Origin of the sequence: Pseudocolwellia antarctica, assembly GCF_049933045.1 — a bacterium.
GTDB lineage: Bacteria > Pseudomonadota > Gammaproteobacteria > Enterobacterales > Alteromonadaceae > Pseudocolwellia.
The window spans coordinates 306,077-321,073 of record NZ_CP187926.1 but is presented as its reverse complement, the minus strand read 5'-3'; the positions used below and the strand labels follow the sequence as shown (position 1 = coordinate 321,073).

The window sequence follows — 14,997 nt, the reverse complement described above, 5'->3', positions numbered from 1 at the left end:
TTGTTCCTTAATTAAAAATCAATCGTAAGAGAGGCTTGAACTGTTCTAGGGTTTAATGGGCGATAAAAGTTAGTCCCTGTAAATGCAAAAGAAAGTACCTCTTTATTAAATAAATTATCTACATTTAACCTTATACTCATGTTATCTGGCATACCAAAGTCATTTTCACCGCCTATATCAAGATAAGCACTGACAACGGTATAACTATCTAATTCAATAGCTTCACCATAGTCAGTAAAGCGCGAACTTGTATATTTAGCTGAGACGTTAGCAACAAACCAACTTGTTGGTTCATAAGTAACCCCTCCTGTAAATAACCATTCTGGACTGTCTGCTAATTGGCTACCTGCAGGGTTACTGCCAAAACCATCTTTAAGTGTGGCTTTTTTGTATGAAAGATTGGTATTGAAATAGAGTTCTTTGTTAAAGACTTCAGGCTGAAACACTCCTGTTAATTCGACACCATAAGCTTCTGATGAACCACCATTTAAATAAAAGCCTTCGGGCTGCCCTGTTGATGGGTTAATAACATTGCTTTCAAATAGTCTATTATCAAAGTTCGTATAAAATAATGCGACTGCAGCGTTAAATTCTTCTTGGTTAGTACGGTAGCCAACCTCATAATTATCAGACTCTTCACCATCGGGTTGCTTAGCATCAAAACTAATAGCATTATCAAAAATATCATCTGTTCCTGCAGGTAAAGCGTAGTTTTGAGCATATGATGCAAAAACTTGATCATCGCTATTTAAAGCATAAACAACACCAATCATTGGTAAAAAATGATCTTTATATTCAGCTTCTCTATACTGTGGTCCGTATCCTGGTCCGCCAGCTATTTCATAATCATTAAAGTCTCTGTACCCATCTATACTATAATCAATTTGAAGTGACTTAACGCCAATCTCTAGAGTTAACATATCGTCCATCAAGTTGATGCTATCTTTGATGTAAAGTTGAGTCGTATTACGTATTGATGTGTAATGTCTTCTATAATAAGCAACCTCATCAGATAAAATAGCACCATCAGCGCTACCTGATTCCTTATTTAACCTTTGCTGTGTTCGAGTATATTTATCATCTTCACTCCATATACCAGCACTTATTACATGTTGACCTAAGTGATAAATAAAATCTGCCACATATCCTTTACGAATACCTCCAACGCCTGATAATCCATATTGAACACCTCGAGGGTGAACAACATCTAATCCAGCTGATAGTTGTCGATTATATATGCCTAATGTATTTGAATAAGTATCAGGTGAAACACCATAACCATCTTTATCTTCGTAATAATATGTTCCTTTGAAAGATAAGTTTTCACTAATATCTCCACCTACTTGCAAAGAATATAATTTATCATTTCGAATATTTATTCTGTCTTCAAAATACTGCGTACAATTACTTCCAGTAAAAACAGGAGTAAAGTCATTTCCATCGATACTACCATCTTGATTAAAATCGTAGACATCTGGCTCTGAACCTATACAACCATCAGGAATAGAAGGTAAATACCCATAATCATAGTTATCTTCAAAAACAGATGCTGGTGCTGAAGGAGAATCATAATCAAAGAAATCATTTGCGACTAATGTAGCTTTAACATGCCAAGTATCACCGAACTCATAAAGTGCTTTTGCTTCAATATGCTCTCTATCTATTGTTCCAGGGCCTCGCCATAAGTCACTATCAGTTTTTGAACGACTAAAGTAAGCACTAAAACCTCCTACTTTCCCAGTTTCTAATTTGACAAAGGTTCGTTGTAAATTGTCATCACCGATGGTTACTGACATCAAACCTCCCATCTCATCAGAAGGATTCACAGTTGAGTATGCTGCGATAGGCCCTAAAGAAGAATAGCTTGGTGCTGATACATCTCCAGCGCCAGGTGAAGCAACTACTGAACCTAAGTTTTCATTGTCTACATATCGAAAAATAGGACTACCACCAAAGGCATCTGAACGCCCCATGGGAATGCCATCTAATACAAAGCCCATTTGTGATAAGTTAAATGCTCTTACTTGCACTGAATTACCAAATTCATAAAGTCCAAGAGCGCCATCTGTTGTTACATTAAAACCAGGTAAACTCTCTAACATTTTCAAACCTGAGATACCCGCAGGAGAAGATAATAATTCTTCACGTGTAACGGCTACTGTATTGGTAGTTTTATCTACACCGATAGCGAGATCGTTTTGAGAAATTCTTCGGCCAACGACTTCTATTTTTTCAATGGTTAACTCAGCCTCACTGTTTATCTCGTTTTCCTGAGCTTTAACTATCTGACTCTGACTCGATAGTGCCGCACATAGAACAAGTGAAAGTTTAGTTACCTTAAAGCTGAATAAATTCATTCGAATACCTTTTATGTTTTATCATTGAAGAGTTGAAGTCCATTTATATGACTTAAAATAAAGCATTGAGATAGCAAACATAATTGATAAATTTTGATGTGTGAGGTGAAAAAAACTATATCGATTATAGTTAAAGGGCTAGTATGAAATTTATCAAAAAAAATAAAAATAATTAATTTACTTCATAATAAGTTTATAAAATTCATTAGCGCTAGCAGTGAGTTACATTTTAATCTGTAAAAAAAAAGGCTACCTAATTAGGTAGCCTTATCCGTTTGTGAACATGTCACTTAATCTTAATTAACTTAACTTACTCTGGTTCGTAATCTAAGTTTGCTGATAACCAACGTTCTGCCTGTGGCATAGTCATGCCTTTTCTAATGGCATAATCTTCAATTTGATCTTTTGCCAATTTAGCTACAGCAAAATATTTTGATTCTGGGTGAGCAAAATAGAAACCACTTACCGCAGCACCTGGCCACATTGCATAGCTAGACGTTAGCTCCATACCAATGTTATTTTCAACATCAAGTATCTTCCAGATCAAACCTTTCTCTGTATGCTCTGGACATGCAGGGTAACCTGGAGCAGGACGAATACCTTGATATTTTTCACGGATCAAATCATCATTTTCTAAGTTTTCGTCTTTAGCGTAACCCCAGTATTCTTTACGAATTTTCTCATGTAAATACTCGGCTGTAGCTTCTGCTAACCTGTCTGCAACGGCTTTAGCCATTATGCTATTGTAATCATCATGATTGTCATCAAACGCTTTTACTATTTCTTCAACACCAAAACCTGCAGATACCGCAAATGCCCCAACATAATCTTTAATGCCAGATGCTTCATCAGCGACATAATCAGATAAACAGCGGTTGTATTGCCCTGCTGGTTTTTTACTTTGTTGGCGTAATTGATGAAAACGCTCAAGCTTTGTTGTTCTGGTATCGTCTGTAAATAAAACTAAGTCATCATTTTCACGATGCGCTGGGAATAATCCAAATACCGCTTTACCTTTTAGTTTTCCATTATTAATAACATCATCAAGTATTGCATTCGCATCATTAAATAAGTTAGTGGCTTCTTCGCCTACAACTTCGTGACGTAATATAAGCGGATACTTACCTGATAGCTGCCATGTCATGAAAAATGGCGTCCAATCAATGTATTTTCTAACTTCGGACAAATCAATATCATCAAGAACAGTTACACCTAATTTTTCAGGTGTTGTTGGCGTGTAGTCTTCAAAACTAATAGGCACTGCATTCTTACGCGCCGCTTCTAAAGAAACTAACGTAGAACGAGGTCCTTTTTTATAATGTCGTTCTCTTACTCTTGCATATTCTTCTTTTTGACGTTCCATAAAAGCAGGACGAAGTTCATCAGATAATAATGCACTTACTACGGACACAGAGCGTGATGCGTTAGAAACATAAACAACAGGGTTTTCATACTGAGGTTCAATTTTAACGGCGGTATGGGCTTTAGAGGTTGTTGCTCCACCAATCAATAAAGGTAAATGATAATCAAGTCGCTTCATTTCTTTGGCAACATGTACCATTTCATCAAGTGACGGTGTAATTAAGCCTGATAAGCCAATAATGTCGCACTTTTCTTCTTTCGCAACTTGTAGTATTTTTTCGCTAGACACCATAACGCCTAAGTCGATAATGTCGTAGTTGTTACACTGTAAAACAACACCTACAATGTTTTTACCAATATCGTGCACATCGCCTTTTACGGTAGCTAATAATATTTTACCATTTGATTTTATTTCAGTTTTTTCATCTTCAATAAATGGGTTTAAATGAGCAACCGCTTGTTTCATTACTCGAGCAGATTTAACCACTTGAGGTAAGAACATTTCGCCAGCGCCAAATAAGTCACCTACGACATTCATACCGTCCATTAACGGACCTTCAATAACATCAAGCGGACGTACAGCAATCAAACGAGCAGCTTCCGTATCTTCAATAATAAATTCGTTAATACCTTTAACTAATGAATGCTCTAAACGTTTATTAACAGGGAGTGTACGCCATGTTAAATCAGCTTTATTGTTTGCTTTGCTACCTTCGCCTCGATATTCTTCAGCAACATCAAGTAAACGCTCCGTAGCACCGTCATCAGAGTTTTGAATAACATCTTCAACAGCTTTTAATAAATCTTTTGGGATGTCTGAATAAATAGCGAGTTGACCCGCATTTACAATACCCATGTCCATGCCATTCTTAATCGCGTGATATAAAAACACAGCATGAATCGCTTCACGTACGGCGTTATTACCACGGAATGAGAAAGAAACATTAGATACACCACCTGAAATCATAGCGTATGGTAAGTTGTCTTTAATATCTTTTACGGCTTCGATAAAATCAACAGCATAGTTATTATGCTCATCAATGCCTGTAGCAACGGCGAATATATTTGGATCAAAAATAATGTCTTCTGGTGGGAAGCCAATTTCATCAACTAAGATATGGTATGCACGATGACAAATTTCATATTTGCGTTCGCGTGTATCAGCTTGCCCTACTTCATCGAATGCCATAACAATAACAGCAGCACCGTAACGGCGTAACAATTCAGCTTGATGACGGAAAATATCTTCGCCCTCTTTCATGCTGATAGAGTTAACAATACCTTTACCCTGAATACACTTTAAGCCTTCTTCGATAATGTCCCATTTAGACGAATCGATCATGATTGGCACTTTAGCGATATCAGGTTCACCAGCAATCAAATTCAAAAAGCGCACCATGGCACTTTTCGAATCCAACATACCTTCATCCATGTTGATATCGATGATTTGCGCGCCGTTTTCTACTTGTTGTAAAGCAACCGCGATGGCTTCATCAAATTTTTCTTCTGTGATCAGTCGTTTAAATACAGCAGAACCTGTAACGTTTGTACGCTCACCTACGTTTACAAATAAGCTATCGCCATTAATCGTTAGCGCTTCTAAGCCTGATAAACGACAAGCAACTTCACGCGGTTTTATTTCACGTGGTGCTTTACCAGCAACCGAATCAGCCATACCTTTAATATGATCAGGCGTTGTTCCACAACAACCACCAATAATATTTAAAAAGCCCGCTTCTGCCCATTCAGTTACATGGGTATTCATGTCTTCTACGGTAAAGTCATACTCACCAAAGGCATTAGGTAAACCAGCATTTGGATGTGCTGAAATAGCGGTATCTGATATACGACTCAGTTCTTGCACATATTCACGCAGTTCAACTGGACCTAAAGCACAGTTCAAACCAAAAGAGATAGGTTTAGCATGACGTAATGAATTATAAAAAGCTTCGGTTGTTTGTCCTGATAATGTACGACCTGATGCATCAGTAATAGTACCTGAGATCATCACAGGTAAACGTACACCTAATTCGTCAAATACACATTCAACTGCAAATATAGCGGCTTTAGCATTCAAGGTATCAAAAATAGTTTCAATCAATATTAGATCTGAACCGCCTTCGATTAACGCTTTAGTTGATTCGATATAAGCATCTTTTAATTCATCAAAGGTTACATTACGAAAAGCAGGATCGTTTACATCTGGAGATATTGAACAAGTTCTGTTTGTTGGACCTAAAACACCAGCAACAAAACGAGGTTTATCAGGATTTTTTGCGGTAAATTCATCGGCAGCTTGGCGAGCAATTTGTGCAGCAACTAAATTAATTTCAGCGCTGTAGTCTTCCATATCGTAATCAGCCATTGCGATAGTGGTAGCGTTGAAAGTATTGGTTTCAAGTATATCTGCGCCAGCTTCTAAATATTCATTGTGTATCGCTTTAATAATATCGGGCTGTGTAAGCACCAACATATCATTATTGCCTTTTACATCTGAATGCCAATCGGCAAAACGCTCACCTCGGTAATCTTGCTCTTCAAACTTGTAAGCCTGGATCATGGTGCCCATTGCGCCATCAAGTATTAAGATGTTTTTACGAAGTTGTTGTTCAAATATTTCAAAACTAGCTGACTTTTGCATCATATTTTCCGATAAAAGGTCTTTAAAATTATTAGAGATTGCTCAACTTTCAACTCACCGTAGTTGTTGAAAGTGCCGCAATCTATAGTATTAAATAAATTATTTTTCTATTTAATCATTAGGGTTTATAGCTTTAATATTATTGGCATCTAATTTATACGGAGTAATCTGATATACGTAATAATTAAGCCAATTGGTAAACAGTAAACTACCATGGCTACGCCAATTACTACTTACTTGTTGTTCAGGATCATCATCTGGATAATAATTTTTAGGTACTACAGGTGTGCCACCTGTTTTTATATCACGTAAAAATTCTTCATGTAATGTTTCAGCATCGTATTCTGGATGCCCAGTTAAATATACCTGTTTTTTATTTTTACTGGCAGCAACATAAACACCCGCCTCTTCAGACTCAGCGATAATTTTAAGTGAAGGTATAGATAAGTAATCTTCTCTATCTATATAACCATAACGAGAATGAGGCACATTGAATAAATCTTCAAAACCGCGTGTTAGCGATTCTTTAATATCTGTTGGTTTATGACTAAAGACACCTGATAGTTTTTCTTTTCTTAAATGTCTTTGTAAACCATAGTGATAAAACAAAGCCGCATGAGCGCCCCAACACGAAAACATGGTTGAAGTTACGTTATCTTCTGCCCAATCAAATACTTCGCAAATTTTATCCCAGAAAGTTACTTGGTCGTAATCCATTAATGCTAACGGAGCCCCTGTAACAATTAAGCCATCGTATTGTTTATGTTTAATATCATCAAACAAACAATAAAAATTTTCTAAATGCTCTTTAGGTGTATTTTTAGATTCGTTTGCATGAATACGCACAAATTCAAGGTTAATTTGTAGCGGTGTATTCGACAGCATTCTTAAAATCTGTATTTCTGTCTCGATTTTATTCGGCATTAAATTAAGTATCGCCACTTGCATCGGACGAATTTCTTGACTGGCTGCACGATGTTCAGACATCACAAAAATGTTTTCATTATTTAAAACAGATAAGGCAGGTAATTTATCAGGAATTTTAATGGGCATAATACTTAACCTATAGAATAAATAAATCTTCAAATGCGTAATTTAGCTCAATTGATTATAGCATTTTTAGTATTGAGCATGTCAACATCTAAACGTATAGACGTCTAAATGATTTAAACTATTACCTAACTTAAAAGTATATCCCCACTTAACCTTTTGTTCGTGCTTTCCTATGTGAACCTCATAGATATAAACAAAGCTATACAAATAGGAATAAGTATTGATAAGCATTGTGTTTTCCCATACTCTTTTTACATGACTGAAAGCGCTTACATAAAATTAAATCAATAATAAAGATGAGACTTCTATGCTTACGATAAAAGAAAAAATAGCTTACGGTTTAGGTGATACCGCAAGTAACATTATTTTCCAAACAGTGATGATGTTTTTATTAATTTTTTATACTGATGTTGTCGGCTTATCACCTGCTGTAGTTGGTACCTTATTTTTAGGTGTTCGACTAATCGATGCGGTTACCGATCCTTTAATGGGCGCCTTTGCCGATAAAACGAGAACCTCTTTAGGTCAATTTAGGCCGTTCTTATTATGGTTAGCTATTCCTTTTGGCATTATCAGCGTACTCGCCTTTATTTCACCTGACTTTTCATCAACAGGAAAAATAGTCTATGCGAGTATTACCTATATATTGTTGATGCTTGCTTATACCGCCATCAATATTCCCTACTCTGCCTTAGGCGGCGTATTATCTAAAGATCCTCAAGAACGTGTTTCTATACAATCTTATCGATTTGTTTGCGGTATGTGCGGTGGGCTTATTGTGGCAGCTTTAACTATGCCGCTAGTACAATGGTTTGGTGAAGGTGACTCGGCTAAAGGTTACCAACTCACGATGACAGCTATGAGTGTATTGGGTGTTGTTCTATTTTTATTATGTTTTGCGGGGACTAAAGAACGCGTGTTCCAACCGCCAGTTAAAGACAACTCGTTTAAAAACAATTTAAAAGTGCTGTGGAAAAATGACCAATGGCGAATTTTATGCATCGCTGGATTATTCTTATTAACAGGCCAAGTGCTTAGAGCAACCCTAGCCGTTTATTACGTGAAATACTTTTTATCACAAGAAGATCTGATCACGGCATTTATGACAATAGGTATGATTGGCAGCATATTAGGTTGTGCGTTATCACAACAGCTCGCCAAACGCGTATGTAAAATTAAAGCTTATATAAGCTTACAGTTGATAGCCGCAGCTTTGTGTATTGCTAGTTATTGGGTTGATAGCTCACAAATAACCTTAGCTTTTATTATGTTTTTCTTATGGAATTTCTTCTTACAAATGGCAACGCCATTATTGTGGGCAAAAATAGTTGATACGATTGATTACGGATACTGGAAAACAGGCGTTAGAAATAACGGTATGGTGTTTTCGTCAGTTGTATTTTTCATCAAGTTGGGCGTTGCTTTTGGTGGAGCGATTGCTGGTTGGCTTCTTGCTTATTATGGTTATCAGGCAGAAGTAGAACAAACAGAAGCGACTAAACAGGGTTTGCTTTTATCCTTCACTATATTCCCAGCTATTGGTTCAATTATCGTTGCTTGGGTTATGACTAAATATACCCTCAACAATAAAAAGATTGAGGAAATTAGTAAAGAAATAGATATAGCCACCAGCTAAATATGATTATTTATCATAAGGTAATTAGCATTATTTAATACCAGATGTTGTGAGTTTTAAAATTATGTTAACAACATCTAAAACTCCTTTTATAAAGTTCTAAAACCTTATGAAACAAAGCCTTTGTCATATGAGTATTTATCTAGCAAAGGTGGCTTAACATCACCATTTTCTTAAAGCTCAATACTCATTATTATCTATCCCTAATCTAACTCTTCGCTACTCCTCATAGAGATATAAACATTTCACATCATGTAAAATTCAGTAAATTATATTCCAATATGAAAAATCAAATAATTACTTCAGTACACTAAATCCTAGCTCTTTATATTTAACGATATTAAATCAATAATTTATAAAACCTACTCTGGTGAGCTGACACAAATCAATAATTTCAATTTGGTTTATATTGAAAAATATATTTCATTATGAAATGGGATTTCTCTTGTTATAGGGTTAAAACATTAACGAACAAAACGAAAATATCGACATACACATTAAAAAACAATAAGTTAAAACCAAATAGACTAACTTGGCATATCAAATGCAATTTAAACTTCAGCATCCATCAAATGCAGTTAAATCAATATAAATAAACAGCTATAAATAAAACAATAATCTTAGCGTTACATAAATAACAATTACAACGAGCAGAGAACAAACAATATATTTAAAAATATAACCCCATTAAGTAACAGATAAACTGGAGTGCAGTATGAGTTATCGATTAGGCGTAGATGTAGGTGGAACTTTTACCGACCTGCTTCTCATTAATGAAGTCAATGGTGAAACCTTCACAGCAAAAGTTCCCTCAACACCAGAAGACTCATCCGTTGGAGTGTTAAATGGTATAGCAAGAATATGTGAACAATCAGGTATTGATGTTAGTAACATAGACCGTGTTATGCATGGCACAACAGTCGCCACTAATGCTGTATTAACTGGCAAAGGGGCAAAAGTAGGTTTAATAACAACTAAAGGTTATAAACAAGTTTTGCAAGTTGCCCGCTCTTTCTGTCCTGGTGGTTTGGGTGCCTGGGTAAGTTTCTTGAAAAAGCCATTACTCGCTCCACTTGAATTAACTATTGAAGCAGATGAAAGAATTGATGCGAATGGACAAATAGTTGATGTTTTAAATGAAGACAGTTTACGCATACAACTCGAAAAATTAAAAAGCACAGGTGAAGTTGAAGCACTAACCATTTGTTTTATTAACTCCTACTTAAATGCCAGTCATGAGCAACGTGCAAAAGAAGTTGCCGCAGAAATATTTACCGACATTCCTATCTCTATATCTACCGACCTAGTTCCTGAAATGCAAGAATATGAACGTACTGAAACAACCATAGTTAACAGCTATGTACGTCCAGAAGTTGCACGTTACGTTGACAACTTAAGCCGTTCATTAATGGACAAAATGGGAGATGATTTACATCTTTCGATTTTACGTTCTGATGGTGGTTTAGCTTCAGCTAGATCTTCAGCTGAAAGCCCTGTGAACCTTCTAATGTCTGGTCCAGCCGGTGGTGTTTCAGGTGCTATACATTTCTGCCAAAAAGCGGGTTTCAAAGACATTCTCACCTTCGACATGGGTGGTACCTCAACAGATGTAGCACTTATTCAAAATGCAAAAGCTCGCGTTAGAAGAGAAACTCGTGTTGCTGATGTAACTGTACGCGCACCTTCTGTTGACGTTCGTACAGTAGGAGCTGGCGGTGGTTCTATCGCTTTTGTTCCAGAACTTACTAAAGCTTTAAGAGTTGGGCCTGAATCTGCTGGAGCTAAACCTGGCCCTGCTGCTTATATGAAAGGCGGAACAGCACCAACGGTTTGTGATGCGAATGTTGTATTAGGTTATTTACCTTCAGACGTTCAACTGGGTGGTGCAATGGCCATCAATAAAGCTGCTGCTGTAGCGGCTGTTAAAACAGTTGCAGAACCTATGGGATTATCTGTGGAAGAAGCTGCTGAAGGTATTCTTAAAATAGCCAATGAAGCAATGTTTGGCGCCTTAAGATTAGTATCGGTAGAACAAGGCTTCGATCCTAGAGATTTCGCACTTGTTGGTTTTGGTGGTGCAGGTCCATTGCATGCCAACGCACTCGGAATTTTAACTCAAGCTTGGCCAACCATCATTCCTCCTGGCCCTGGCGTATTATGTGCTTATGGCGATGCGACAACTCAGGTACGAGATGAAGCATCAAAAACATTCGTTAAATTACTAGAAGACACATCTAAAGACGAATTAGCAAATGCTTTAAATGAATTACAAGAAAGAGCCAGCGCTACACTTATTGCAGATGGCATTCCTCAATCAAATCAAGAAATATCTTTTCAAGCAGACTTAAGATATACGGGACAAGCATTTCAGTTATCTGTTGAATTTACATTATCAGATTTACAAGAAAAAGGCATAGAAGGCCTTAAGTCACAGTTTGATAATGAACATACTCAATTATTTACTTTTGCGTTGGAATCAGGTCATGAAATTATCATGCTCCGTGCTATTGCTACAGCAAGTGGCGGCGAATTACCTATGATGCCTCAAAGTCAAAGAGCAAACTCCTTAGACGACTGTAAAATGGCTGACAGCCAAATATACTTTGAAGGAAAGTACTATCCAACACCGATTTATGATCGAAATAAGATGAGTACAAATTTAGAGCTATCAGGCCCTGCCATTATTTGTGAAATGGACTCTACTACTGTTCTTTTACCAGGGTATAAAGCTCAGGTAGATACTGTTGGTAATATCCTTATTAACCCAGAAAATTAAGAAGAGATAACAATGACTCAAAAAATAATACAAACAAATAACTCTCCTTTACAAATTGTTGATGTTCCAACTGTGAATGTGGATATTATTGAAAATGCTCTGAGCAATGTTCGTGAAGAAATGGATGCCGTACTTTTTAGAACAGCGATGAGTCCAGGTATACGTGAGCAAGGCGATTGCTTTCCGATGATTGCTAACAAAGACGGTAAAATGGTTGTTGGTCAATTTGGTTCATTCATTCATGGTTTCTTGGAAGCTTACGAAGGTGAGCTAGAAGAAGGCGATGTGATATTAACCAATGATCCGTATATGACTAATGCTGCGGTTTCTCACTTACCCGATTGGATCGTCTTAGTACCAATTTTCAGAAATGGGCGTCATATTGCTTGGTCTGCCATGTTTGGTCATATGTCTGATAATGGCGGTATGGTTCCTGGTTCTATTCCTATTAAAGCGGAAAGCATTTTTCAAGAAGGTATTCGCATACCTCCAACTAAGCTTTATAAAAAAGGCGTATTACAATCAAGTATTTTGGATTTGATTTTACATAACGTACGTACTCCACAGTGGAACAGGTTTGATCTTAATGCACTTGTTGCAGCATGTAATACCGCAGCTAAACGATGTGTTGAAATAGCAGACAGATTTGGTGATGACGTTTTCTATTCAACTATGGAAATTATGCTAGAGCGTAACCATGTTGCGATGGAAGCCATTATTAAAATGCTTATTCCTGAAGAGCCACGTACCTTTGTTGATTATGTATGTGATGATGGCGTGGGAATGGGACCATATAAAATTCAATGTAAAATGTGGCGTGAAGGTAGTCGTGCAATATTTGATTTTGAAGGCACAGATCCTCAAGCACAAAGCTCTATAAACTTTTATATGAGCGAAGATATGTTCAAAATGTTCTTCGGCTCATTCACTATTAACTTGGTTGATCCACAAATAATTTTCAACGATGGTTTTTATGATTTAGTTGATGTGCATATTCCAGAAGGTAGCTTACTTAAACCTCGTTTCCCTGCTGCACTTTCTGGTCGTACACATGCATTAGGTCGTATTTTTGATGTTATGGGTGGATTGTTAGGTCAAGGCGCTCCTGAAGCTATGAATGCTGCAGGCTTCTCAGACTCTCCTCACTTGTTCTACTCTGGTTATGATGATAAAGACGAATGGTTCCAACTATTCCAAATAGGTTTTGGTGGGATCCCTGGACGTCCAATCGGTGATGGTCCTGATGGGCATTCTTTATGGCCAGGCTTTACCAATGTACCTAATGAATTTATAGAAGCATATTTTCCATTACGTATTGAAAACTATAGCACTATTATTGATTCAGGTGGTGCGGGCTTACACCGAGGTGGGAATGGTTTATCTGTTGGCTATAGATTTTTAAATGATGGCAGCATTGCGATTCATGACGAGCGTTGGTTAACTTATCCATGGGGTGTAAATGGCGGAACACCAGGACAGCGCTCAACTAAAATACTAGAACGTGCTGATGGAACACGAGAAATCTTACCTGCAAAATGTGATGGTATTAAGGTTAAAAAAGGTGATTTACTATACTTTAACACATGGGGCGGCGGCGGCTGGGGTGACCCATACTTGCGTGATGCCAATGATGTATTAAATGATGTTAAACGTGAATTAGTGTCTGTTGAAGGAGCTAAACGATACGGCGTTGTTATCATTGATAATAAGGTAGATGAAGTAAAAACAGCTGAACTGCGTGCATCATTAACGGAGCAAAGAGGTGAAACACAACTGTTTGATTTCGGCGGAACTATCGAAGAAATTAAAGCAAGATGTTTGGAAGAAACAGGACTTCCTGCACCAGAAACACCACGATTTGTAAAATCTCGTACTTAGCATCAAATAGGACATTATGAACATACATAGCAAACATAGGGATCATGATTTGGCTGTTGGTACTGTAGGGTTGGGCATACGCCCCGCCCTTATTATTATTGACATGTCACTTGGCTTTACTCATCCCAACAGCCCTCTTGGTGGGAACTTTAGCTCACAAGTAGACCAAACAAGAAAATTACTTGATCTATTTAGACTTAAAGATCTTCCTGTTTATTTTACAAGTGTTGTTTATCATGATGAGGAGATTGCAAGTGTATTTCGTACTCGATTACCAGATCTTAATATACTTAAAGCATCTAGCCATTGGGTTGAGATAGACCCTAGATTAAGTAAAAAAAATGATGAGCCAGTAATAGAGAAACAATGGCCAAGTGCTTTTTTTAAAACTGAACTTTATCAGAAGTTGTGTAATGACTCTGTAGATTCAATCATAGTAGTAGGTTTAACTACCAGCGGCTGTGTAAGAGCCACAGCTGTAGATGGATTACAATATAACTTCCCAGTATTTGTAGCTCCTGAAGCTTGCGGTGACCGTAATCTCAAAGCTCAAAGTGCAGCTTTACATGACATAAATGCGAAGTATGGTGTGGTAATGCCAACCGACCAACTGGTTGAAAAAATACAAAAACTTTAGCAGTACATTTAATTAAACCAATAAGGTTAAATTATCTTATAAACAGGAACTAAGTATCGATTATAACGATACTTAGTTCCTCGTTTTAAGTTTTAATAACGGCCTCAAAACAAACTATTATATCCAAAATAAGTTCGATTATTTTCTTGTCATCCTGATATAAATGATTAAAAACCTAAAATAGCATTATACCAAACGGATTAATTTATTGCTCACTTAGCGAAAATTTAAAGGCTTAGAGGCACAGGTTCATAGTTCCAGACTGAACCTAAGCACCTACATCCATGTAGGCGAGGCATTGATTGAAGAGAATGGTTATTCTCGGTAACTGCTCCTGCGTTACCCTAATGTCCTACATCCATGTAGGAACCTTGTCAAAATCAATAATGCGGCATATGAGCCTTTAAATTCTCGCCCTTCGGGAGCTCATTAGCAAACTGATAACATCAAAAAATTAAAAAAATATAGAATAACTATGTTTAATCAATTTTGCTTGTTCTAAGCTTGCTAATGTAGCTCTAAGTTGCTCAATAAATTAATCCGTTTGGTATTACTACTTTTATTATCATAAACCTGCTGAGTAAGTACCAAGTACGCTTCCTTAAATCCATCGTACTCAATCAAATTTTACACAAAAAAAATCTCGGACATGCCGAG

Annotated in this window: 7 protein-coding genes; 4 read left to right on the top strand and 3 right to left on the bottom strand. The window is 37.0% G+C overall.

Annotation, left to right across the window (positions count from 1 at the left end; all coding sequences use genetic code 11):
• Positions 1 to 11 precede the first annotated feature (11 nt).
• The 3 genes from ACPUVN_RS01385 to ACPUVN_RS01375 form a co-directional block, all read right to left on the bottom strand.
• The gene (locus tag ACPUVN_RS01385) at positions 12 to 2,357 is read right to left on the bottom strand and encodes a TonB-dependent receptor (RefSeq protein ID WP_426358363.1); all 2,346 of its coding nucleotides are present in this window, start codon (positions 2,355 to 2,357) and stop codon (positions 12 to 14) included.
• 310 nt (positions 2,358 to 2,667) lie between these two features.
• Positions 2,668 to 6,360: a methionine synthase gene (gene metH, locus ACPUVN_RS01380; protein ID WP_426369813.1), complete on the bottom strand. Its 3,693-nt coding sequence runs from the start codon at positions 6,358 to 6,360 to the stop codon at positions 2,668 to 2,670.
• 111 nt (positions 6,361 to 6,471) lie between these two features.
• Positions 6,472 to 7,413 carry a homoserine O-succinyltransferase gene (locus ACPUVN_RS01375; RefSeq protein WP_426358364.1) on the bottom strand — a complete coding sequence of 314 codons (942 nt, stop codon included), beginning with the start codon at positions 7,411 to 7,413 and terminating at the stop codon, positions 6,472 to 6,474.
• 307 nt (positions 7,414 to 7,720) lie between these two features.
• On the opposite strand from ACPUVN_RS01375, the gene ACPUVN_RS01370 reads away from it, so the two are divergent.
• The 4 genes from ACPUVN_RS01370 (at position 7,721) to ACPUVN_RS01355 (ending at position 14,340) form a co-directional block, all read left to right on the top strand.
• Positions 7,721 to 9,049 carry a glycoside-pentoside-hexuronide (GPH):cation symporter gene (locus ACPUVN_RS01370; RefSeq protein WP_426369812.1) on the top strand — a complete coding sequence of 443 codons (1,329 nt, stop codon included), beginning with the start codon at positions 7,721 to 7,723 and terminating at the stop codon, positions 9,047 to 9,049.
• A 715-nt stretch (positions 9,050 to 9,764) separates the two neighbouring features.
• Positions 9,765 to 11,825: a hydantoinase/oxoprolinase family protein gene (locus ACPUVN_RS01365; RefSeq protein ID WP_426369811.1), complete on the top strand. Its 2,061-nt coding sequence runs from the start codon at positions 9,765 to 9,767 to the stop codon at positions 11,823 to 11,825.
• A gap of 12 nt (positions 11,826 to 11,837) precedes the next feature.
• A complete protein-coding gene (locus ACPUVN_RS01360; RefSeq protein ID WP_426358367.1) occupies positions 11,838 to 13,703 on the top strand; it encodes a hydantoinase B/oxoprolinase family protein in 1,866 nt (621 codons plus the stop codon).
• A gap of 16 nt (positions 13,704 to 13,719) precedes the next feature.
• A complete protein-coding gene (locus ACPUVN_RS01355; protein WP_426358368.1) occupies positions 13,720 to 14,340 on the top strand; it encodes an isochorismatase family protein in 621 nt (206 codons plus the stop codon).
• Positions 14,341 to 14,997: the final 657 nt, after the last annotated feature.

Bases quoted from the DNA above. Each gene is read 5' to 3' on its own strand.
- ACPUVN_RS01375 (WP_426358364.1), bottom strand. From the start codon at position 7,413: ATGCCCATTAAAATTCCTGATAAATTACCTGCCTTATCTGTTTTAAAT.
- ACPUVN_RS01360 (WP_426358367.1), top strand. From the start codon at position 11,838: ATGACTCAAAAAATAATACAAACAAATAACTCTCCTTTACAAATTGTT.
- ACPUVN_RS01365 (WP_426369811.1), top strand. From the start codon at position 9,765: ATGAGTTATCGATTAGGCGTAGATGTAGGTGGAACTTTTACCGACCTG.
- ACPUVN_RS01370 (WP_426369812.1), top strand. From the start codon at position 7,721: ATGCTTACGATAAAAGAAAAAATAGCTTACGGTTTAGGTGATACCGCA.
- metH (WP_426369813.1), bottom strand. From the start codon at position 6,360: ATGCAAAAGTCAGCTAGTTTTGAAATATTTGAACAACAACTTCGTAAA.
- ACPUVN_RS01355 (WP_426358368.1), top strand. From the start codon at position 13,720: ATGAACATACATAGCAAACATAGGGATCATGATTTGGCTGTTGGTACT.
- ACPUVN_RS01385 (WP_426358363.1), bottom strand. From the start codon at position 2,357: ATGAATTTATTCAGCTTTAAGGTAACTAAACTTTCACTTGTTCTATGT.